Here is a 21,340-nt window from a genome sequence, read left to right on the forward strand (position 1 = left end):
TGAAAAAAGAGCCTTAGCATTCGCGCACCGCCCAGCAGCCGCCGGGCGACCCTCTCTGTATCGAAGCACGCTGGGACGTGTTCATATCCAATGCACAAATCGGAGTTCATGGTGCTTGGCGCGGGTATCGTTGGTGTCAGCACCGCCCTTGCCCTGCAGGAACGCGGCCATGCGGTCGTGCTGGTGGATCCCCATGGGCCCGGCACCCGAGCTTCGTACGGCAATGCGGGACTGATCCAGCGAGAGGCGGTAGAGCCCTATGGTTTTCCGCAAGACCTCGCCACGCTGCTGCTCGCGGCGGTTGGCCGCTCCAACGCCATCTACTATCACTTCAAAGCCTTGCCAAGCCTGGTGGCACCACTGCTGCGCTACTGGCGCCATTCGCGACCTGGTCCCTATGCACGCGCAGTGGCGGCTCACAGCAGCCTCATTGCCCACTCCACTGAGGCACATGCACCCCTGATCGCAGCGGCCGGCGCCGACGCGCTGATCGGCAAGCAAGGCTGGCACCAAGCCTTTCGCAGTGTCAACCGCCTTGCCAAGGCGGTTGCCGATGTCCAGCGAATACGCGCGAACTACGGATTGAACTGCCAGGTAATGGACGGCGAAGAATTGGCGGCCGCAGCGCCTGCGCTCAAACAAAGGATGGCCGGCGCCGTCCTCTGGGAGGACGCATGGAGCGTGTCCAACCCCGGTGAATTGGTACGGCGCTACGCCCGTCTGTTCGAGCGTCGCGGCGGGACCATCCTCCGCGAGGACGCGAATTCGCTGCGCAGCGATGGCGCCGGATGGGCCGTGGGTGCGACGGACGTGGGATCGTCGTTGACCTCTGCTCAGGTGGTCGTGGCCATGGGCGCTTGGTCGGACGCGCTGGTACGGCGCTTGGGGTACCGCTTCCCAATGTTCGTCAAGCGCGGCTATCACCTTCATTACCGGATCAAGACCACTTTAGCGAAGCCAATGCTCGACACCGAGAACGGCATCATGCTGTCGCCCATGTCACAGGGCTTACGCGTGGCCACAGGCGCCGAGTTCGCGCGGCTCGGGGCGTCCCCCACACCAGTGCAGATGCATCGTTCGAACAGCATCGTGCGCGAGCTTTTGGACCTTGGGGAGACGGTGGAGTCGCAACCCTGGATGGGCGCCCGCCCATGTACGCCAGACATGTTGCCTGTCATTGGCAAAGGCCATCTACACCAGGGCCTGTGGTTCAATTTTGGTCATGCGCACCAGGGACTGACGCTAGGGCCCGCCACTGCGCGACTTCTGGCTGAGCAGATAGAAGGCGGCGCGACCTATATCGACCACCAGCCCTTCGTCCCGCAGCGCTTCGCGCGCTGACGGTCGGTTCACCAGTCCTCGAGAGAATCTATGCCGAAATATCCACACTACGACCTTTTGGTGCGCGGAGGCACCGTCATTGACGGATCAAAAGCGCCTCGCTTCGTCAGCGACGTGGGGGTGCGACAGGGCCGTATCGCTGCGGTGGGCGATCTGCGATCACACACGGCCGACGAGGTCCTGGACGCGACGGGCATGATCGTGGCTCCCGGCTTCATCGACTCGCACACGCACGATGACCAAGCGGTGCTGTCCCAGGCGGAGATGATTTTTAAGGTTTCGCAAGGCGTTACCACGGTCGTCACCGGGAATTGCGGACTCAGCGCGGCGCCGCTGAAGACCGACATGCATTTGCCCTCGCCCATCGACATCCTGCAGACTCCGCCGAGCCAGCGTTACAGCACCTTCGCAGCCTATCTGGCAGCATTGCGCGCCACGCCATCGTCCGTGAACGTGGTCCCGTTGGTCGGCCATACCACCTTGCGCGCCGTCGTGATGGATTCGCTGGACCGTGCCGCCACGCCGGACGAGGTGGCCCAGATGCGGCTGCTGCTGGAGGAGGCACTTGCAGCCGGCGCGTTGGGAATTTCAACCGGAACCTGGTATCCACCAGCCCGGCATGCAACCACCGAGGAGGTGCTCGGCGTTTGCGCTCCGCTTGCCAGCCACGGCGCCATGTATGTGACCCACATGCGACATGAGGACCATCGCGTCATGGACGCGCTGGAGGAGACGTTCCACATCGGCCGCACGCTGGGCGTGACAGTCCTTGTCTCGCACCACAAGGTCATGCACAGCGCCAACTTCGGCCTGACGCGCGAAACGCTGCCCTTCATCCTCGAGACCATGAAGAAGCAGCCGGTCTGCCTGGATTGCTATCCCTACACCGCCGGTTCCACCATGATCCTGACTGACCCGGACATGCTGAAGAACCGGGTCACCATCGCTTCTAGCGAGCCGCATCCAGAGTGTGCCGGGCGTGACCTCGACAACATCGCGCAGGAATGGGGTGTGTCCGTCGTCCAGGCTGCAGAACGCCTGCGACCCGGTACAGCGATCTACCACTTCATCGACGAGACCGAAATGCAGAAGATCATGGCTTTTGATGAAACCATGATCGGCTCGGACGGCATCCCCGTCGGCAACAAACCCCATCCTCGGTTGTGGGGTACCTTTCCAAGGGTGCTGGGACGTTACTCGCGCGATCTGTCCCTCTTCCCCCTGGAGACGGCAGTCTGGAAGATGACCGGTCTGACAGCTCGCAACTTCGGGCTCCTCGATCGGGGCGAGATCAAGCAGGGTCACCATGCCGACTTGGTCGTTTTCGACGCCGACACGGTCAAGGACCGCGCGACTTATGAAAACCCGACTCTGGCGGCGGAGGGCATCGCGCACGTCGTCGTCAATGGGTCGCTGACCTGGAGCGCGGGAGCTCACACCGGCGCACGACGCGGCGCAGTGCTGTGCCGAGCATCGGCAACGGTCGAAGGCCCGTAGCCGAATCGCGCGCGGGGTCGCGGACTGCCAGGGCCAGGCGCGTGTGCCTGCGGCAACGCGGGCACTGGATACAGTGCTCAGCGGCCGCGGAAAAACCTCAGGGTTTCGACGTATGCCAGTTTGCTGCCGTTGTCTTCAGATTCGGCCAGTGTCATACCGACCTCTCGCGAGACAAGTTCGTAATTTGCAGACCTGTCGAATCTGCTAGTCGGCTTTGCGCTGCACGGCCTCTACACACGCGGCTTCCCGTCGTGCCAGCATCGCCCCTGCCATCACCTTCACCGCGGCCTGCGTGTCCGCATCCGCTACGCTCGGGTGCCCACTGTTGAAGGGCGGCGCCGGGTCGTATTCCAACATCAGTTGCAGCCTCTTGGCCACATCCTCACCGCGCAGCAGATCCAGCAATACGAAAGCAAAGTCAAGCCCCGAGGTCACGCCGGCGCCGGTGACGCGATTGCGATCAATCACCACGCGTTGCGGCGTGACAAGCACAGGAAACATCCGCAGGAAGTCGAGCGACAGCCAATGGCAGGTGGCCTTGTAGCCATCGAGCAACCCGGCCGCCGCCAGGAGCAACGAGCCAGTGCAGACCGAGGTGACCCATTGCGCGCCAGGTGCCTGCCGGCGCAAGAAGTCCAGAAGTTCGTCGTCGCCCATCAGATCGTTTTGACCTGGCCCCCCAGGCACAACGATCACGTCCAACTGCGGCGCCTCGGAGAACGACATGGTTGGCGTGACGAGCAGGCCGGTGTCGCATTTCACTGGCTGGCGGCTTTTCCAGACCAAGTGGCAGACGCTGTCGGGCGTACGCGCCAGCACCTCAAAGGGTCCGAGCGCATCCAGCGAGGTCATGCCCTCGAACACGAGCACGCCGATCTGTAGGGAAGTTTTGGAGTTCATAGCATGGAGCCTGCACTCAGGCGTTGGTGAGAAGTCGTTGCGGTATGCCCACTGTGCACGTGAAACCCCTACCGCGCTCTACATGGCCAGACATGGTGGCCGTTGTTGTTGGTGTTTATCGGATCGTCGGTTCCGCCGCAGGCGTCAGCACCTGACGTACAGACGGCTGCGAAGGCCGACGCCACGATCCCGCCAGGCTGCCCACGATACCGCCGCGGAAAGCCAGCACCACCACGCAGAACACCAGGCCCTGCGCAACGGTCACCCAATCCTGTAGCTCAGACATATAGGTCTGCATACTGATGAGCGCAAGCGCGCCAACGATGGGGCCAACGATGGTCCCGAGGCCACCTACGAGAGTCATCAACAGCAATTCGCCCGACATATGCCAGCCCACGTCGGTCAACGTGGCGATCTGTACCGCAATGGCCTTAGTGGCGCCGGCCAAACCGGTGATGGCAGCGGAGAACACAAACACCGAGAGCTTGATGCGGTTGGCGTTGTAGCCCAGCGAGACAGCGCGCGGTTCGCTGTCGCGCACGGCGGCCACGATGCGGCCGTAAGGTGAATGCACCAGTCGCGCGACCATGAGCAAGGCCGCACCGCATACCAGCAGCACGAAGAAATAGACCGACAGATCGCTCTTCAAGTCCCAGACGCCGAAAGCCATGCCGCGCGGGATATCTTGGATGCCATCTTCGCCATGCGTGAAAGGCGCCTGCAAGCAAAAAAAGTAGACCATTTGCGCCAGGGCCAGCGTCGACATCGCGAAGTAAATGCCCTGCAGACGAATGGCAAGCAGCCCCACCACGGCCCCCAGAGCCGTGGCCACCAGTGTGGCCCCTAGGATGGCCAGTTCTGGCGTAACGCCCCAGACCTTGGCCAGGTATCCGGCCACGTAAGCCGCGAAGCCGAAGAACATGGCGTGGCCGAACGACAGCACGCCCATGTAACCCAGCAGCAGGTTGACTGCACTGGCGGCCACCGCGAAGCACAGCACCTTGACCAGAAACACTGGGTACAGCACGAACGGCACCGTGGCCAGCGCCGCCAGCGCCAATGCCAGGAACGCCCAGCGGAACGGGGCTCTCCATTGAGGCATCCGGCGCGGCTTGCTGTCGAGCGCGGTGCTGGCGTGCTGCGCGATAGCGCCCTTGCCGAACAGACCCGCCGGCTTGATGAGCAGCACCGCCGCCATGATGATGAAAACCACGGTGTCCGAAAGCGGTGGGTAGTAGTAGCGCACCAAGCCCTCTGTCAGGCCCAGCAAGTAACCAGTGACAATGGCACCCTTGATCGAGCCCATGCCGCCGATTACTACCACTGCAAAGATAACTACGATGAGGTTGGAGCCCATGGTCGGGCTGACGTTGTAGATAGGCGCGGCAAACACGCCGGCCAGCCCCGCCAAGCCCACGCCGAACCCGTAAACCAGCGTGACCATGCGCGGCACGTTGATGCCGAAGCTGCGCACAAGATCGGGCCGCTCAATGGCGGCGCGCAGGTAAGCCCCGAGCCGGGTCTTCTCGATGAGATACCAGGTGGCCAGACAGATCAACAGCGAAGCAAACAGCGCCCAGAGCCGGTAGTAGGGCAGGTAGCCCAGACCTGTGCGCAAGCCACCCGGCATGGGGTTGGCGTAAGGCAGCCCGGCGGACCCGAAAGCCTTGCGATACAGACCCTCCACGATGAGCGTGATGCCAAAGGTCAGCAGCAGCCCATAGACATGGTCCAGGTGGTAGAGCCGGCGCACGAACAAGCGCTCCAACACGACACCCGAAAGGCCCACGATCAAAGGCGCAAGCAATAGCGCCCACCCGTACGGAATACCTGCCCACTGCAGCAGCATCCAGGCCGTGAACGCGCCCATCATGTACTGCGCGCCATGCGCAAAGTTCACCACGTTGAGCAAGCCGAAGATGATGGCAAGGCCCAGGCTCATCATGGCATAGAAGGAGCCGTTGATCAGGCCCAGCAACAGCTGACCGAACAGCGCGGGAGAAAGCAGTCCCAACGATTCAAGCATGTCCCATCCCCAAATAAGCCTCGACGCGGCCAGTGTCGCGCTGCATGTCTTCACGCGTCAGCATGTCGACCACGCGGCCGGTTTCCATGACGTAGTGCCGGTCGGCCAGTTCTGCGGCGAAGCGCAGGTTCTGCTCCACCAGCAAGATGGTGAAGCCGCGGCGCTTGAGTTCCAGCACGGTGCGCGCTATGAGTTTGACGATTACGGGTGCCAAGCCCTCGCTAGGTTCATCCAAAAGAAGGGTCTTCGCCCCGGTCCGCAGAATGCGGCCTATAGCCAGCATTTGCTGCTCGCCGCCCGAGAGCTTGGTGCCCTGACTGGCGCTGCGCTCGCGAAGGTTGGGGAAAAGCGCGTACACCTCGTCCAGCGAGAGCCCGCCATCGCGCAGCACGGGCGGCAGCAGGAGGTTTTCGCGCACGCTCAGCTGCGAAAAGATGCCGCGCTCCTCGGGGCAGTAAGCCATGCCGAGTTTGGCGATCTGCTCGGGAGGGCAACGCACGATGGGCTGGCCTTCGAAAGTGATGCTGCCTGTCTTCTCGGCGATGAAACCCATCAGGCACTTGAGCGTGGTCGATTTGCCTGCGCCGTTGCGGCCCAACAGCGTCACGACCTCGCCGCGCAGTAAATGGAACTGCACGTCGTCGAGCACTTGGTTGCCCGCGTAGCCTGCGCTGAGCTTGCGCACGTCGAGGAGGGCCTGTGTGTCGTGGATGTCGTGCATATTCAGTGTCCGATGTAGGCCTCGAGCACGCGCGGGTCGGCAGCCACCTCCGCATAGCTTCCCTCTGCCAGCACCTCTCCGCGACATAACACGGTGACGGTATCGGACAGCCGCTCGACCACCTTGAGGTTGTGCTCCACCATCACGATGGTCCGCGCGCCGGCTTGCGCGGCGATGAGGTCAGTGACGCGCGCCACGTCTTCCGTGCCCAGGCCGGCCATCGGTTCGTCCAACAGCGCGAGCTCCGGCTCCAGTGCGAAGGTCGTCGCCAGCTCAAGCGCGCGCTTGCGGCCGTACGGCAGTTCGCCCGCGAGGGTATCGGCCCAATCGCTGAGGCCGAACTGGTGCAGCAGCCCATGGACTTTGTCGTCCAAGGCGCTCAGGCATGAGGCAGAGCGCCAGAACACCTTTTGCAAGCCCGATAGCCGCTGCAGCGGTACGCAGACGTTCTGCGCCACCGTGAGATGCGGAAACACCGCGGAAATCTGGAACGAGCGCACCACGCCGAGGCGCGCCAACATCGCGGGCGGCATTCGCGTGACGTCCGCGCCGCGGTAGACGATGCTGCCCGCATCTGGCTCCAGGAAGCGTGTGAGCAGATTGAACAGCGTACTCTTGCCAGCGCCGTTGGGGCCGATCACGGAATGCACAGTGTTGTGCTTCACGGTAAGGTCCACGTTCTTGACAGCCGTGAAGCCCGAAAAGCTACGCGTGAGGCCGCGCGCAACGAGAACGGTCGATCCACCGATGGCGGACTGCATCACTTCGCCTTGGCGGCCACGACCAGCGGGCAGTCGCTCTGGGGCAGAGGGATGTAGGCCTCGCTCGCAGGAATGACGGCGGAGATCTTGTAGTAGTCCCATGCGGCTTTGGATTCAGTCTTGGACTTCACCGTGACCAGGAGGAAGTCGTGCGCCAATTTGCCATCGTCACGCAATGTGGCGTTTTTCGCGTACATGTCGTTCACCGGCGTCTTGCGCATCTGCGCGGCCACCGCATCGGTCGCATCGGTCTTGATGGCGAGCACGGACTTGAGGTAGTGCGTAGTGGCGGAGTACATGCCAGCTTGCGACTCGGTGGGCATGGCCTTGTGCCGCTCGAAGAATCGGCGCGCGAACGCGCGCGTGTCGTCGTTGCGATCCCAGTACCAAGCGGAGGTGCCGGACAGGCCCTGCATCACATCGATACCGGCCGCGTGAACATCGGTGATCGACAGCAACAGCGAGACGGGGCGCTGCTTGCCGTCCTGCATGCCGAACTCCTTCCATTGCTTCATCGAGTTCACCAACTGCGCGCCGGCATTGGCAAAGGCGACGACCTTCGCACTGGATGCCTGGGCCTGCAGTAGAAAGGAGCTGTAGTCCGAGGTGCCCATGGGATGGAAGACCTCGCCCACGACCTTACCGCCGCTGGCGTTAACGAAATTCTTGGCTTCCTGCACCATGTTCTTGCCGAATGCGAAATCGGCCGCCACGAAGTACCAGCTGTCTTGCCCGGCCTTGGTCAGGGTGCGGGCGGGACCGGAGACCAGCGCGTAGGAGTCGTGCACCCATGAGAAGCCTGTCTTGGCACACTGCTTGCCGGTCAGTTCGGTCGTGCCAACGATGCCGTACAGCGCAATCTTGTTCTTTTCCTTGATGACGGACTGCACGCCCAGCGCCACTGCAGAATTGGCGATGTCGAGCACGGCATCCACCTTGTCCACGTCAAACCAGCGCTTGACGATGGTCAGCCCTACGTCGGGCTTGTTTTGATGGTCGGCGACCAGCACTTCGACCTTCGTGTCGCCAAGCTGTGCCTTCATGTCCTCCACGGCCATGCGCACCGCAAGCGCGGAACCCGGGCCAGTCAGCGCGGCGTATGGACCGGACTGGTCGTTGATGACCCCCAAGCGGACGACGCCGTCCGAGATCTGTGCAAAGGATGGCAGCGCTGTGAGCAATGCGGCCGCGAGGGTGCAGGTACGGAGTGTCATGGGGCTTCCTTCGAGATGTGGGTTCGAGATCAGGGAATAGTGGCGAGCCGGCGCGCGGCCTGTGCAATCTGCGGTTCAGCCACGTCCCGCAGCCATGCCGCCGGCACCGCACGCGCCCGTGCGACGCGATCGGCCCCGGCCTTTTCCGGTGAGCCGCTGTCCAGCGGTGGCTGAGGGTCGTACTCGAGGCCCAACTGAATCATTCGCGCTGCTTCTTCCCCGGCCAGTTCGGTGGCCAAGGTAAAAGCGAAATCGATGCCAGAGGTCACCCCGGCGCCTGAAAGGCGGTTACGGTCACGCACCACGCGCGCAGCCACAGGCTCGGCGCCGAACTGCGTCAGGTAATGCCGCCACATCCAGTGGCAGGTTGACCGGTAACCCTGCAGCAGCCCCGCCGCGCCCAGCAGCAGTGAGCCGTTGCAGACAGATGTGACGTAGCGCGCGCTGGCGCCCTGCTGGCGCAGGAAGGCCAGCGTCTCTGCATCATTGATCTGCCCGACAACGCCCATACCACCAGGCACGCACAGCACGTCCAGGGGCGGGCAATCCGCAAAGCTGGTGGTCGGGTTGAGGCTGAAGCCCACGTCTGTCTTCAGGGGTTCGAGCGTCTTCCACGCCAGGTGGACCCGGGCACCCGGCACGCGGCTGAGCACCTGCGCAGGGCCGGTGAGGTCGAGCTGCGTGACATCGGGGAAGACCAGAAATCCAATCTGCAGAGGGTTTGTCATGAATCTGTTGTAGGCGTCGTGTTGATGGCGAATTGTTGGAGCCGTCAGCTTTGGCGTAAATGACAAACGCAGGCTAATATCCGCCAAATGTCTGACCCGCTGAACGTTGCGATCCTGACCTTTCCGGGCTGCCAAGTGCTGGACGTGACGGGTCCGGCGATGGTGTTCGAGGCGGGCAACGACGCGCTGGGCAAGGCCCACTACAAGGTGCACATCCTTTCGGCCGACGGCGGAACCGTGCAGACCAGCAGCGCCGTGGCCATGGTGACCCGGCCGGTCCAGGAGCTGCCCGCCAGTGAGGTCGACACCTTGCTGATCGCCGGCGGCGATGATTCGGGCCTGCAGCAGTTAGTGGCCATCGATGCCGTGCGCAGATGGGCCGTCAAGGCAAGCAGGAGCGCGCGCCGCTACGGTTCCATCTGCACCGGCACCTTCGCGCTGGCACATTTCGGCCTGCTAGAGGGAAAGCGCGTGGCCACCCATTGGTCGGCCTGTGGCAACCTTGCCGAGCGCTGCCCTGGGGTATCCGTTGACACCAACGCGCTGTTCGTCAACGATGGGCGCCTGTGGACCTCCGCTGGCGTTACCACGGGCATCGACATGAGCCTGGAAATGGTGGCCGCAGACCTGGGCAATGCCGTCGCCCACGTGATCGCCAAGCGCTTGGTGCTTTATGCGCGCCGGCCCGGCTACCAATCGCAGTTCAGTCCGGTGCTGACAGCGCAGTCGCATGCCGATGCACCCTTCGCAGCTCTGATCGACTGGATGCGCGAGAACCTCACGCAGCAGCTGGACGTGCCGCGCCTGGCCGAGAGAGTGGCAATGTCCGAGCGCACCTTTTTACGCCGCTTCACCAAAAGTACGGGCGAGACGCCCGCGCATTTCGTCGAGACGCTGCGGCTGGACCAGACACGCAACCTGCTCGCGGCCGGCATGTCACTGAAAGAGATCGCGGCGCGCACAGGCTACCTCACGGGCGCACAGCTGTCCAAAGCCTTCGAGCGGCGCTTCGGCATGACACCGCTGCTGTTCCGCGAACTGCATTGCCGCACGCAAGCGGCGTCGCGGCCGGATGGCAAAAGTACGAACTACGCGCAGGATCCCGCGGCACAAGGAGTGCTGGCAAGCCAGCGTGTTGTCTGAAGGTGTCCACCAGTAGTGCCTTTCTCAATTGGGTAGGTGGAGGGCCCCGATGCTTCAACGTGGGAGGCAAATGACCAGGAGCTTGCTCACGAAGGCTGCTCGCTGGCTCTAAAAGCTTGTCCAAAGATGGGCGTGGGCGGAGCATTGAGATCTTCCGACGGATCGATGTAGAGGGACTGGGCAAAGGGCTTGAAGCCCTGGTGCAGCGGGTGCGACGGCCGCGCGACCGGCTACAGTCGGCCAGATGCCGACCTTCGCTGCGACCCCTCAGTTTCAAAGCTCATATCCAACTCCATTCGGTGCCTCTCCCGGGATAAGGCGGCCTCTCAGGCAAAAGTGCTTGCCCTGAAGTTTGCAAAGTCCAGCGGAATGTAAGGTTCGCTCCTGGACATCCAGCCTGACCGTGTGCTGAGCGAGCGCGAGGGAAAGACACCGAGCATGGGTCCGCCGTCCTCACGTCGTTACACACGGGCGCCGAGCTCGACAGTCCGACGGTCTTGCTTGTGGACCTAAGCGCTCAGAGGCTCGCGTTCAACGCATGAGGCGGCAGGCAGAATGCGGCCGAAAGTGGTCGGTCGCTAGCTCGGCCAAACTGGCTCGCTGCGACACTCGCACTTCTGAGAATGCCAACCGAGCCAAAATGTACGAGCTGCGACCTTAGGCTCTCCATCGGCGGCTACTTCACCAGTCCTAAGGACGACTTGAGCGACAGAAGTCTCGTTCCTTGTGGAGCGTGCGGGACGCAACACTCGGTCAAGCATGGGTACACTGCCAAGCAATTGCAGTTCTGGTAGCCATCAACAAGTTCCATTGCCGCATTGCTCAGGACTCCACCTGATCGCGAAGCTGATCGAAACTCAAGATCCGCCCGGCGAGCGCACTCGCGGCAACAGTCGATGGACTCCCTAACCAAAGCGCGCCAGGCCCTGAGCGCCCGGGGAAATTGCGATTGATCGCGCTGATGGTGATCTGCTCGGCCCGCTCGGATGCACCGGGCCCCGCATTGATGCAAGCACCACAACCCGGATCGACAAGCTGGACCCCGAGGTCCTTGAACAACTGTACGAACCCTGCTTGCTCACTTCGACGCCTAACGTCCTGGCTGCCGAACTGTAGGAAGAACTGAACCCCGGATGCGATCCGCAGTCCGCGCTCGACGCCCCAAGCGAGTACTTCGTGATAAGCCGCGATGTCCTCGAACTTGCCGCCGGTGCAAGATCCACCATAGGCAATGTCCACCGGGACGGCGGCCTCCAGAGAAGAGACTGGAACGCCCTGACCTGGGTCTCCAGGCAGTGCAACCATCGGCGTGAGGCTGGAACAGTCGACGACGATCTCGTGGGCATACAGTGCCTCTGCATCGCTGTGCATCCAATCTTCCAAGACAAAATCCACGCCCCGGCGCTCGCGCAGAAATCTCACCGTCTCATCGTCCGGGGCGATCAGGCCGGTCATTCCGCCGATCTCGGCCACCATGTTGGTCAGCGTCGCTCGGGCATCGGTGGTCATGTGCAACACGGCCTCTCCGCAGTACTCGAAGACTAGGCCGACAAGAGCGCCGCTCTTGATCTCGTCGAGCTGCAGCAAATGCAGGACGACATCCTTGGCATCGACGTGGGCGTTGAGGCGACCGTCGAGCCTGACGCGGCATACTTTGGGCGTGGCTACTCTTACGTCGCCGGTGATCCAGGCATTGGCCATCTCAGTCGCTCCGACGCCGAACGCGAACGCGCCGAGCGCTCCACAGTGCGGCGTGTGCGAGTCGGTGCCAATTGCCACTTGTCCCGGCAAGACGTAGCGCTCGGTCATGATCGAGTGGCAGATACCTTCGGCGCCGCTGCGGCCCGGGGCGTGGTGGTGAAGCTGTACGCCATAGCGCTCGCAGAATTTGTGCTGCATGACGCCCATGGCCATCGCGGAGTCGAGCAGTCCCATTGCTCGTTTTTCGGCCGACATCGTCTGCGGCACGTAGACGAGATGGTCAGCGAAGCATTTGATGGACGAGACATCGTGCAGCTGCACTCGGGAGCCCATGGCCTTCTCCATGAACGCAGCACACATGCCTGTCACGTAGTCATGGGAGTAGCGCCAGTCGACGCGAAGGAAATGAATCTGCTGACTGGCTTCAGCACCCGCCGAAGCGCTGAGCGCTGAACGTGCCATGATTTTTTCGACAAAGCTCATGGGCTTCATTGGGAGTTCGGCTCGGGGTAATTCAATCTGGCCGTTCTGACGCGCTTTGGTGAAATTGAAGAGCCCTCCACGCCAGAGGATTTCAGTCGTGACCGAGTCGAGGCCTTCGACGAGCTCGGCAACAGGGATTTCTTCTCCTGCCTGAATGCGATCGATCAGTGCAAAGTCATTTGAGGTGTAGATCCCTAGGTTGTGGCAGTTCTGACGGTAGATGCGCTCAAACTTTTTTGCGATCACAAGGCGGATTCCTGCCACGCGCTCCGCGTAAGGACTTGCCTCTCGCGAGGATCCTTTTCCATAGCGGGCGCCGGCGACTGTGACCGTGAAGCCACCGCGTTTCACGTCATCGGCCTGAACCGGTCGCCTGCCGCCGCACGTCAATCCGACGTAGGGGTAGCGTCCCAAGGTTTCGTCGACGTAGAAGCACGTCCAGCCCGGCGTGATTTCATCGGTCGACACATCGTCGCGCAGCTTCCCGGCCTCTGCAAGGCGGAGATCTTCGCCTTGGAGCTGCCGCTCGATAAGGTGGGGATCCTCAGCCAGGAAGAGGATTCGGCCGGAGAAATTTATCTTTTCCATGTGTTCCCGATCTGACTATTCGACAAGCCTCACGTTGGCGTCACGGACGATACCTTCGCGCTGTTTCCTCTCGGACTTCATTCGCTCGGCGAAGACCTTGGGCGATCCTCCTGTGGGTGTGAGGCCCAGTTCCGAGAGTTTGCTGCTGACAATTGGACGCTTCATCGCCTCGTTGAAAGCTTCATTCAGCTTGGCCACAACCGCCGGCGGCGTACTGGCAGGTGCCATCAAGCTGTAGCTGACGAGCATGTCTGTGCCTTTGAGGGTCTGCCCGATTGGAGATAGCTGCGGTAGCGGTGCATAGGGCTGCGTCGACGCCACCCCGATCAGCTTGATTCGACCCGCGCTCAACATAGGTTGCGCGGTTGAAACCAGGGTGATGAGCGAATCGATCTGCTTGCCGGCTAAGTCGCCAAGGGCCGCGCCCGCACCCCGGTATGGCACATGATTCAACGGCGCCTTGGTAGCTTTGCTGATGAGCTCTCCGAGCAGATGATGGTCGGTGCCGATCCCAGGAGTCCCGAAGCTGAGCGGCTTAGGGCTCGATCTAGCCCACGCAAGAAAGCTGGGGAAATCGTTCGCTGGCGATTCATTGTTGATGGCGATCACCAGCGGGGCCTCGGCGAGATGCACCACTGGAGTCAGGGCAGATATTGCTTCTTCAGCTTTCTTCCCGTACAGCGCTGGGTTGATGGCGTACAAGCTGTCTGTTGCGAGAAGTAGGGTGTATCCATCTGCAGGTGCCTTCGCTACCAGGCTCGTGCCGACCAAGCCGCCAGCCCCCGACCGGTTGTCTACGATGATGGATTGCTTGAGCAACTCCCCGACGACGTTCCCTAGCACACGTGCGAGGATGTCGGCGCTTCCTCCCGTCGCAAAGGGCACGACGAGCGTGATCGGCTTTGCGGGATAGGTCTCTTCCGCCGGTGCAGGCATTGCAACTGCCGCCAAGCTGCAAGCAAGTGAGCCGACAGCGATGACCTTTAAAGGAACTGGCATTTTTGTCTCCGTCTTTCTGTGGGAGAGACAACTCTAGATTGCCCTACAGGCCGGGAGATGGCATTTCGTGCATAGTGTTTTCCGAAAGGGAAAATTCATGCGATCAGACTTCGACCCGTACACGCTTCGCCTTTTTCTTTCTGTGTGCGAGGAGGGAAGCATCGTCAGGTGCGCAGACCGTGAGGCTACTGTGGCGTCTGCAGTCAGCAAGCGAATGGCTTCGCTGGAAAGCCAGGTTGGACTTACCCTGTTGCGCCGCGGCGCTCGAGGAATGGAGGCAACGGAAGCCGGCCAAGCGCTCGCACGGCACGCCCGGGAGGTGCTAGGCAGCATGGAGCGAATGCGCACCGCAATGTCCGACCTGGCTCATGGCGGCGAAGGAAGCGTGACCATCCTCTCCGGCCTAGCGCCCCTTTCTAGCAGCCTGCCTCAGGACATCGTCACCGTGCTTCAACAACACCAGTCACTCAAGATTCGACTGAAGCAGGCTGCGTCCACCGAAATGGTACGTCTTGTGCGCGAGGGGAGCGCTGACCTAGGCATCTGCTGGGATGCTGCCGACCTTTCCGAACTGGAGGCAATTCCCTATCGCGAAGACCATGCCTGCGTGGTGGTGCAGAACCGTCATCCACTCTCGCGGCGAAGCTCAGTCGCGTTCAGCGAGACCTTGGACTATGAGCACATTAGCGCAATGCCAGGCAGCATGATGGAAATCATGCTACGCCGGTATGCTGCGGTAACAGGCAAGAGCATTGCCGCCCACATCGAGGTGCAAAGCTTCGAGGCAGTGGTGCGCATTGCGGCGGCCGGGTTCGGGGTCGCAATCTTGACTGCGGAGGTCGCGGAGCCATTCGCGAGGGATCTTCCTGTCAAGCTCATACCTCTTTCGGATCAGTGGGCGCGGCGACGCTTCGTCATTTGCTTTCGAAAGGAGCCTTATGTATCTCGCGCTGCACTGCTGGTGGCAGAAGCGTTGCGGCAGCGGCTCACCGAGTAAGCGGCTTTATCGAATGCTAGGGTCACTGCGAGTCTTCTGGCCGCTCGCGCGGACGTCGCATTAGAGCCGGAAGTTTCGCTAGCGACCGCCCACGGCTGCAGCTCGTCTATGCGGTTGATGGGAGATCGGCGATGCGCTCGAGCACGTGGCGTAGGTAGGCCTGTGGGTCAATACTGGCGAGCTTGGCCGAGCTTATCAAGGTGTAGATCACCACAGCGCTGATCCCGCCGTTGTCCGAGCCGAGGTGCAGCAATTTCTTGCGTCCGATCGCGACGTCGCGCAGCGCGCTCTGCGGCGTTGTTGTGGGCCTCGACTCGACCCTCGGTCACGAAGCGCGTCAGCGCCATCCAGTTGCTCAGCAAGTAAGGGCCCGAAGCAGCTGTAAGGCGTGCTCTGAACCGAACATTCAGCGAGCGTCCGCTTTCGAGAACCTCGTATGTCGGCTATGGGCCCGTATGCGACACTCGAGCCACCGATCGTACTGCCCGAGACCGGACACTCGTGACAGTCAGCTGCTGCCGACTGAGGATACCGCCCAAGAACTCCGCAGTGTTGCATCTGGAATTGGCGCGTGCATCAATCTGGCCCGGGCAGGCCCGAGATGGCGGCCGGGCCGCGCTGCACGATAGGCGTGTCCTCGCGATGCGCCAGCACCCAGCGGGCGATCTCGTCCTTGCGCGCGAACCACACGTCCGGCTTGGAACGCGCGTAGGTGAAGAACCGATCCAGCACCCGGATGCGGTTGGCGTGTCCGTTAATGCGGTCGTGGAATCCCACAAGCATCATGCGCCGCCCATTCGCGCCTTCTTCGTAGAGCTGGTCGAATTCGTCTTTCAACGCCTGCTCGTAGGCGATCGGGTTGTAGCCCTCGAACGGGTAGGCCGAGATGTCGTTCAGGTGGAACGTATACGGCACCGTCACGAAGTCCTTGCCGTTGACCGGAATGATGAACGGCTCATCACGGCTCGGCTCGTCGATGTGATACACGAAGCCGAGTTCCTGCAGCGTCTCGAGGATGTGCACCGAGTTGCGCAAGAAGAACGCGTTCCAGCCCACCGGCTGCTGGCCCGTGACCTTGTGGATGATCTCGGCCGATTCCGCGATGAAGCGCTTCTCGTCGCTGCGCGAGAGGTTGTACGAATTGCTCCAGGTGGGCCCGTGAGCGGCCGCCTCGTGGCCGCGGCGCACGATCTCCTGGGCCAAGTCGGGGGCGTTCTTTATGGCCTCGCCGATCATGAACGACGACACCTTGATGCGGTGCTTGTCGAACAGGTCCAGCGCGCGCGGGATGCCTTCATAGCGGCCATAGGCGAAGAAGGCGTTGGTCGGCAGGTCGGGCACGCCTTTGTCGATCGGAATCGGGATCGGCCCCGCGGCACCCGAGATGGGCTGGCCGCCGCCCTCGAACATCATCGAGACGCTCACCGCCAGGCGAGCACCGTTCGGCCAGAGGCCCTTACCGCCGCGGGAGGCGGCCGGTGTCGCGCCGTCGGGCGCGCGGCCCGCGGGCGTGCCGGCGGACTGCGCGTGCGCATCGCCCAGCAGCGCGCCCGTGGCGATCGCGCCGGCCACGGCGCCGCCGGCCTGGGCCAGGAAGGAGCGGCGGCCCGTTCGCAACCCGTCGGCGCCGCGTAAGGAAAGATCGAATTCGGTCATGTCGTGCCCCTCGTCGGTGATTCAGGAAACGCTGGCGACCAGGTTCTCGCCGCCGGCCACCTCGAGCACGGTGCCGGTCACGTACGGATTGGTCATGAGGAAGACTGCGGCATGGCCCACGTCCTCAGGCTTTCCCGCGCGCCGCGCGGGGAAGGTCTCTTCCACCTTCTTGCGCAGGCCGTCGCGATGTTCGGCCGGCAGGAAGGCCCACATGTCGGTGTCGATGAAGCCGGGGCGAATCGTGTTCACGCGGGTGGGTGCGAGCTCGATCGCGAGCGAGCCCGACAGCGCCTCCACCGCGGCGAACGCCGATGTGACGGCGGTGAAGCCGACCTTCGGCCGCACGGCCATGCCGCCGGTCAGGAATGTGATCGTGCCGCCGGCGTTCAGGTGCGGCGAGCCATGGCGGGCGCAGGCCCAGCTGCCCAGGTACTTGCCCTCCATGTAGCTGCGCGCGCCGCTCATGTCCGCGTCCATGAACGCGCCCCAGGTGCCGAGATCGGGCGCGGCGGTGACGACCAGGTGGTCGAACACGCCGATGGCGTCGAACGCCGCTCTCACGCTCGACTCGTCGCGGATATCCAGGCTCACCTGCTGGAAGCCGGCGAGATCCGGACGCTCCTGCGGCGACGAGAGGCGGCGGCTGGCGACGACTGCCGTCGCGCCCGCTGCCCGCGCGGCCTGCGCCACGCCGAAGCCGATGCCGGACTTGCCGCCGACGACGACGACCGTCTTACCTGCCAGGGAGGTGGATACGGCGGGTGCCGCGGCTTGCGGGTGGGTTGTTGAAGTCATGTTGAATTCCTTGGTTCGCTGATCACGGGGTAAGCCGGCGCCGCGGCGTCGGCCTTCACGGGTGCAATGCCATCCAGAGGCATTGCAGTCATGCTAATTAGCTTCCAAGTCGGTGATAATCTGGCTCGTCGTGATTACACTTAGTCCGTTTTGGAATAAATCCGTCGCGGAGCATCGGCCACGGCTGCCACCTCCCGGCCGCACGCAACAGGGCACACCCCATGGATCGATTCCAGGAGCTGACCGCCTTCGCGGCGGTTGTCGAGGCCGGCGGTTTCTCGGCCGCCGCCCGCCGCATCGGCGAATCCCAGTCGGCGGTCAGCAAGTCCGTCGGCGCGCTGGAGCGGAGGCTGGGCGCGCAGCTGCTCAACCGCACCACGCGCAGCGTGACCCCGACGGAGGCCGGGAGGCGGTACCACGAGCGCATCAAGCCGCTGCTGGACGAGATGTCGCAGGTGGACGGCGAGCTCATGAGCAGCATGGGGGAGCTTTCGGGACTGGTGCGGATCGCGGCGTCGACCACCTTCGGCCGCCTCCACGTGCTGCCCATCGTGCCGCGACTGCTGGCGCTGCATCCGAAGCTCCGCTTGGAGCTCAAGCTCACGGATGGCGTGCAGGACCTGCTGACCGAGGGCATCGACCTAGCCATCCGCATCAGCCCGCTGCGCAGCCCCGACGCCGTGGTCAAGCGCGTGGCCACCACGTCGCTGGTCTGTGTGGGGTCGCGCTACTACTTCGAGCGGCACGGGGTGCCGAAGACGCCCGAGGACCTCGTGCACCACAACTGCATCGTCTATAACGGCATCGACCAGTGGACGTTCAGCCGGCCCGAGGGGCCGTTCAGCGTGCGCGTAGGCGGAAACCTCGCCTCCAACACCGTCGACACGATCCTGTCGGCAGTGCAGGCCGGCGTGGGCATCGGGATGTTCTACCGGGCTTCGTTCACCGATGACCTGCGCGCGGCGGGCGTCGTGACAGTGCTAGATCAGTTCATCGGCGAAACCCGGGATGTCAGCCTCATCTGGCCCAACCGAAAGTTCATTCCGGCACGCGTGCGCCAGGTGACCGACTACTTCGCGGCCGGTCTAGCGGAACGCGTCTGAAAAAGCACTCGACAGTCGACTTCCGGTCGTAAGCGCTACAGCCCAATGACTGGGTCATTCCACGGTGCGGCGGGAAGCTTGGCGACTCGATCGCTGTTCGACGTCAGTCACGCAGCGCGCGCGGGGTGGCCTCTAACGCGTCGAGCGCGATAGCCCGGCTCGCCGCGTCCGTATGCCCGGGGGCCAGAGTATGTTCAACGTGGCCAGTGGCCGACAGCGGCGCAATCGATTGTCTCGAACGTCACGCCGTGGCTGGCCGGCGCCGCTTGGAACGCGTGCCACCGCACGGCGTCCCGTAGGCGCAGCACGAGATGGACGGCGCCGTCGCCGCCCTGCAAGATCAGGGCATCTTGGAAGTGCGCCAGACCCCGGCGGATCTCGGACGCTAGCGCCCGGCCGTGGTCGCGTGCGCGGCGATCAAGCACTCACACATGTGGCCGCCGAGCTCTAGAACCATTGATTTTGGATCGAGGCGCCAAATTTCACTGCCCTGAAGCGGCCGTTGCCGGGAGTCTGCTCCTGGCCGAATGCCGTCAACGTATCTGAGGCTCCATCGGTACAAAGCCGAAGTTCAATACCCCGCAAAGTCGTCGTCGGTCAGATGATCCGAGAGGCGTTCATAAGCTACCCCATAGATACAGCGACTTCTGTTCAGCAATCGCCTGTTTAGCGAGTCTTTGAAGATCCAGCACCACAGGTCGCAGTTCCGCCACATCCACTTGAAGCTCCTCGGTGTCGGCCCATCGGGGGAGTGCAGCATCAAGCGCCGAGTGTTCGACGTGAGTAAGAAGTTGGACTAGCCGATCTGGGAACCGGAAGAGCCAGGAGTCCCCTTCATCGCCGCCCTCGTCACTTTCCAACGCGTGCAGGTCAGCATCCCATTCCTTCCCTTCTAGGATTGCCCACAAAGTGCCTACTTCAAGGTCGGTGAAGCCTTTGTACTCAGCCGGGCGCAATTGCAATGCAATGGCCTTGCCCTGGTCATCTTCGCTCATCCGGTCCGCATAGCGCGCGGCTTCTCCTTCATTCGCGACGAAGAAGTCGGAAAGTAATCCCATTGCATTCCTCCTATGTTTCTATGCTGCCACTGAGCTGCGTAACGCGGATTTAGATGACTAGACCGCTTCCGAGGGTGTCTGGCTCCGACGCCAAGTGACCGGTCCTGGCCGTATGCCGCCTCGTTCAGCGAATTTCGATGCGGCCATCTGCACAACGTACTACCTCAGCACGCCATTCGGGCTTGTCTATTCCATCGTTGCTCTGGATACCAAAGGTCTCGACTTCGCCAGTTTCCGAAAGTGGGTCGCAGGTCCACCAAGCCGACTCATAGGGCGTGTCGCCACGTTCGTGCTCGTATTCGATCGCGACCGGTTCGGAAACTGCGACGGCAATTTGTCGAAGCCATGTAAGGAAATCCAGATTCCACTTTCCGAGGTAGCCCTCCTTTTCGCCATCGCGGAGGTCGGCTTCGTGCAATACAGGACGAGCGTTCTCCGTACGCCAAAGTAGTTCATCAGAATCCGGTGGTTTATGTGTATGCCCGTAGACGTCTTCGAGCAACAAGGCGGACTTCGCGTCGATGAGCAGAAGTTGCTCACTCACCTTCGCAACGCTCAAGGCGTCGCGAAGCGATGCGCAAAGCAAGAGATACTGCGCGGTCTTTCCGCCGGCGGGAACCGAGAGCAGAACGTCAATTGGCATGAGGTAGATGCATGGGAGGAACGACCGCCTTGGAGCAAATTTGAGGGCCCGAATGACTGGTCTTGGCCGACTGTAGCCGGTCGCGCGGCCGCCGCAGTGGGGCCCGAAGCGGCGATTGGGCCGAGACCTGTCAGGCTGTCGCATCACGCCAGAGCAGTTGAAGATCTTCAGGCATACCTGAATACGGCGTTGTCATATCCAGATCGTTAAGAGCCGACGGCGGCTCGCCAGCCACGATGCTGCTATGCATTCGCAACAAATGCAGGAGGCTTTCCGCCGCCCACGCGTTATTCGGCATCGCGTCGCCACCGTATTTCGCTCGGATGATCACGCCAGCACGAGCGGCGGCAGTCCAAAACGTCTGTCGATGTTCGTCCGACAGCCCGCGTATGTCGAACTCACAGAAGGGTGCAGTTCGGTCGGAGAGGTCCTCCAACCATGTGCGTAGCCTCTTGTGCTGTTCGGGAATTTCGCGAGCGATTAGGACCAGCATGCCGCAGTAGCCTAGATTGGAACGGTTCAGTGCCCGCCCATCTTCGAGATACATCAAGGATGACAAATTGCCCCTCCAAACTTCTGCTCTTGGCCGATTCAAGACTTGAAGATCATCGCTTCAAAGTCGTGAAGTCCTTGGGCCGCCCGAACTATCTCTCCGCTTCGATACAGGCCGAGCGCCTCGTCGAGCACGCTCTCCAAATCGTTGATGCGCGGCAAGTCGGGAGCGTCAGCCATGACCAACTTGACTCCGTGGCGCAGTTCAGCAAACGCCCGATCCAGCGTCATTTGCTGATCGGCCGTAAGGTAGTCCCTGACCGGAAAATTGTCCGGTGCGCAAAGCACGACATAGCCGATGAAGTTGTAGAGACCGTTGATGTCTCGAATCCAAGCCATCGATTTCTTTCAAGCCGTGAGTGTGAATGTCCGGTTCTGGCCGGATTCAGACTCACGCCGACAGGCCCCGGCAGGCCCAAATCCGATCCGCAAAA

General features: G+C 62.3%; 19 protein-coding genes and 1 pseudogene. 5 read left to right on the forward strand and 15 right to left on the reverse strand.

The window, feature by feature from the left end:
- Positions 1-90 precede the first annotated feature (90 nt).
- Positions 91-1,341 carry an FAD-binding oxidoreductase gene (locus INQ48_34940; GenBank protein ID QRF62712.1) on the forward strand — a complete coding sequence of 417 codons (1,251 nt, stop codon included), beginning with the start codon at positions 91-93 and terminating at the stop codon, positions 1,339-1,341.
- A gap of 30 nt (positions 1,342-1,371) precedes the next feature.
- The gene (locus INQ48_34945) at positions 1,372-2,838 is read left to right on the forward strand and encodes a D-aminoacylase (protein ID QRF62713.1); all 1,467 of its coding nucleotides are present in this window, start codon (positions 1,372-1,374) and stop codon (positions 2,836-2,838) included.
- Positions 2,839-3,042: 204 nt separating this feature from the next.
- On the opposite strand, the gene INQ48_34950 is transcribed toward INQ48_34945, so the two are convergent.
- The 6 genes from INQ48_34950 to INQ48_34975 form a co-directional block, all read right to left on the reverse strand.
- On the reverse strand, positions 3,043-3,738 hold the full coding sequence (locus INQ48_34950) for a DJ-1/PfpI family protein (protein ID QRF62714.1): 696 nt from the start codon (positions 3,736-3,738) through the stop codon (positions 3,043-3,045).
- A gap of 115 nt (positions 3,739-3,853) precedes the next feature.
- Positions 3,854-5,764 carry an ABC transporter permease gene (locus INQ48_34955; GenBank protein QRF62715.1) on the reverse strand — a complete coding sequence of 637 codons (1,911 nt, stop codon included), beginning with the start codon at positions 5,762-5,764 and terminating at the stop codon, positions 3,854-3,856.
- On the reverse strand, positions 5,757-6,485 hold the full coding sequence (locus tag INQ48_34960) for an ABC transporter ATP-binding protein (GenBank protein QRF62716.1): 729 nt from the start codon (positions 6,483-6,485) through the stop codon (positions 5,757-5,759). Before INQ48_34960 ends, INQ48_34955 begins: the two co-directional genes overlap by 8 nt.
- Before the next feature lie 2 nt (positions 6,486-6,487).
- Positions 6,488-7,246, reverse strand: coding sequence for an ABC transporter ATP-binding protein (locus INQ48_34965; GenBank protein ID QRF62717.1), 759 nt, complete (start codon positions 7,244-7,246; stop codon positions 6,488-6,490).
- A complete protein-coding gene (locus INQ48_34970) occupies positions 7,246-8,460 on the reverse strand; it encodes an ABC transporter substrate-binding protein (GenBank protein ID QRF62718.1) in 1,215 nt (404 codons plus the stop codon). Before INQ48_34970 ends, INQ48_34965 begins: the two co-directional genes overlap by 1 nt.
- 29 nt (positions 8,461-8,489) lie before the next feature.
- Entirely contained in the window at positions 8,490-9,188 is a 699-nt protein-coding gene (locus INQ48_34975) for a DJ-1/PfpI family protein (protein ID QRF62719.1), read from the reverse strand.
- Positions 9,189-9,275: 87 nt separating this feature from the next.
- Between INQ48_34975 and INQ48_34980 the strand changes: the two genes are divergently transcribed.
- On the forward strand, positions 9,276-10,331 hold the full coding sequence (locus INQ48_34980; protein QRF62720.1) for a DJ-1/PfpI family protein: 1,056 nt from the start codon (positions 9,276-9,278) through the stop codon (positions 10,329-10,331).
- Between the two features lie 822 nt (positions 10,332-11,153).
- On the opposite strand, the gene INQ48_34985 is transcribed toward INQ48_34980, so the two are convergent.
- Both INQ48_34985 and INQ48_34990 read right to left on the reverse strand, forming a co-directional pair.
- Positions 11,154-13,103 (reverse strand): 3-isopropylmalate dehydratase, encoded by a 1,950-nt coding sequence (locus INQ48_34985; protein ID QRF62721.1) that lies wholly within the window; start codon positions 13,101-13,103, stop codon positions 11,154-11,156.
- Between the two features lie 15 nt (positions 13,104-13,118).
- Complete coding sequence (locus tag INQ48_34990; protein QRF62722.1) at positions 13,119-14,102, reverse strand: tripartite tricarboxylate transporter substrate binding protein; 984 nt, start codon at positions 14,100-14,102, stop codon at positions 13,119-13,121.
- Between the two features lie 97 nt (positions 14,103-14,199).
- Here INQ48_34990 and INQ48_34995 point away from each other — a divergent pair, with 97 nt between their 5' ends.
- Positions 14,200-15,099 (forward strand): LysR family transcriptional regulator, encoded by a 900-nt coding sequence (locus INQ48_34995; protein ID QRF62723.1) that lies wholly within the window; start codon positions 14,200-14,202, stop codon positions 15,097-15,099.
- Positions 15,100-15,173: 74 nt separating this feature from the next.
- Here the strand turns inward: INQ48_34995 and INQ48_35000 are convergent.
- The 3 genes and pseudogenes from INQ48_35000 to INQ48_35010 all read right to left on the reverse strand — a co-directional run bounded on the left by INQ48_35000 (position 15,174) and on the right by INQ48_35010 (position 17,550).
- Positions 15,174-15,464 (reverse strand): annotated as a pseudogene (locus INQ48_35000) (transposase domain-containing protein).
- A 211-nt stretch (positions 15,465-15,675) separates the two neighbouring features.
- Entirely contained in the window at positions 15,676-16,755 is a 1,080-nt protein-coding gene (locus INQ48_35005) for a polysaccharide deacetylase family protein (GenBank protein QRF62724.1), read from the reverse strand.
- A 21-nt stretch (positions 16,756-16,776) separates the two neighbouring features.
- Positions 16,777-17,550 (reverse strand): SDR family oxidoreductase, encoded by a 774-nt coding sequence (locus INQ48_35010; GenBank protein QRF62725.1) that lies wholly within the window; start codon positions 17,548-17,550, stop codon positions 16,777-16,779.
- 221 nt (positions 17,551-17,771) lie between these two features.
- Between INQ48_35010 and INQ48_35015 the strand changes: the two genes are divergently transcribed.
- Positions 17,772-18,653 carry a LysR family transcriptional regulator gene (locus INQ48_35015; protein ID QRF62726.1) on the forward strand — a complete coding sequence of 294 codons (882 nt, stop codon included), beginning with the start codon at positions 17,772-17,774 and terminating at the stop codon, positions 18,651-18,653.
- 617 nt (positions 18,654-19,270) lie between these two features.
- Here INQ48_35015 and INQ48_35020 read toward each other — a convergent pair.
- The 4 genes from INQ48_35020 to INQ48_35035 all read right to left on the reverse strand — a co-directional run bounded on the left by INQ48_35020 (position 19,271) and on the right by INQ48_35035 (position 21,245).
- Entirely contained in the window at positions 19,271-19,711 is a 441-nt protein-coding gene (locus tag INQ48_35020; GenBank protein ID QRF62727.1) for a hypothetical protein, read from the reverse strand.
- Between the two features lie 124 nt (positions 19,712-19,835).
- Complete coding sequence (locus INQ48_35025) at positions 19,836-20,354, reverse strand: hypothetical protein (GenBank protein ID QRF62728.1); 519 nt, start codon at positions 20,352-20,354, stop codon at positions 19,836-19,838.
- Between the two features lie 130 nt (positions 20,355-20,484).
- Positions 20,485-20,847: a hypothetical protein gene (locus INQ48_35030; GenBank protein ID QRF62729.1), complete on the reverse strand. Its 363-nt coding sequence runs from the start codon at positions 20,845-20,847 to the stop codon at positions 20,485-20,487.
- A gap of 98 nt (positions 20,848-20,945) precedes the next feature.
- Positions 20,946-21,245, reverse strand: a complete 300-nt coding sequence (locus tag INQ48_35035; protein ID QRF62730.1) for a hypothetical protein — start codon at positions 21,243-21,245, stop codon at positions 20,946-20,948.
- Positions 21,246-21,340 lie beyond the last annotated feature (95 nt).

It is taken from the genome of Variovorax paradoxus (assembly GCA_016806145.1).
In the GTDB taxonomy this organism is placed as follows: domain Bacteria; phylum Pseudomonadota; class Gammaproteobacteria; order Burkholderiales; family Burkholderiaceae_C; genus Variovorax.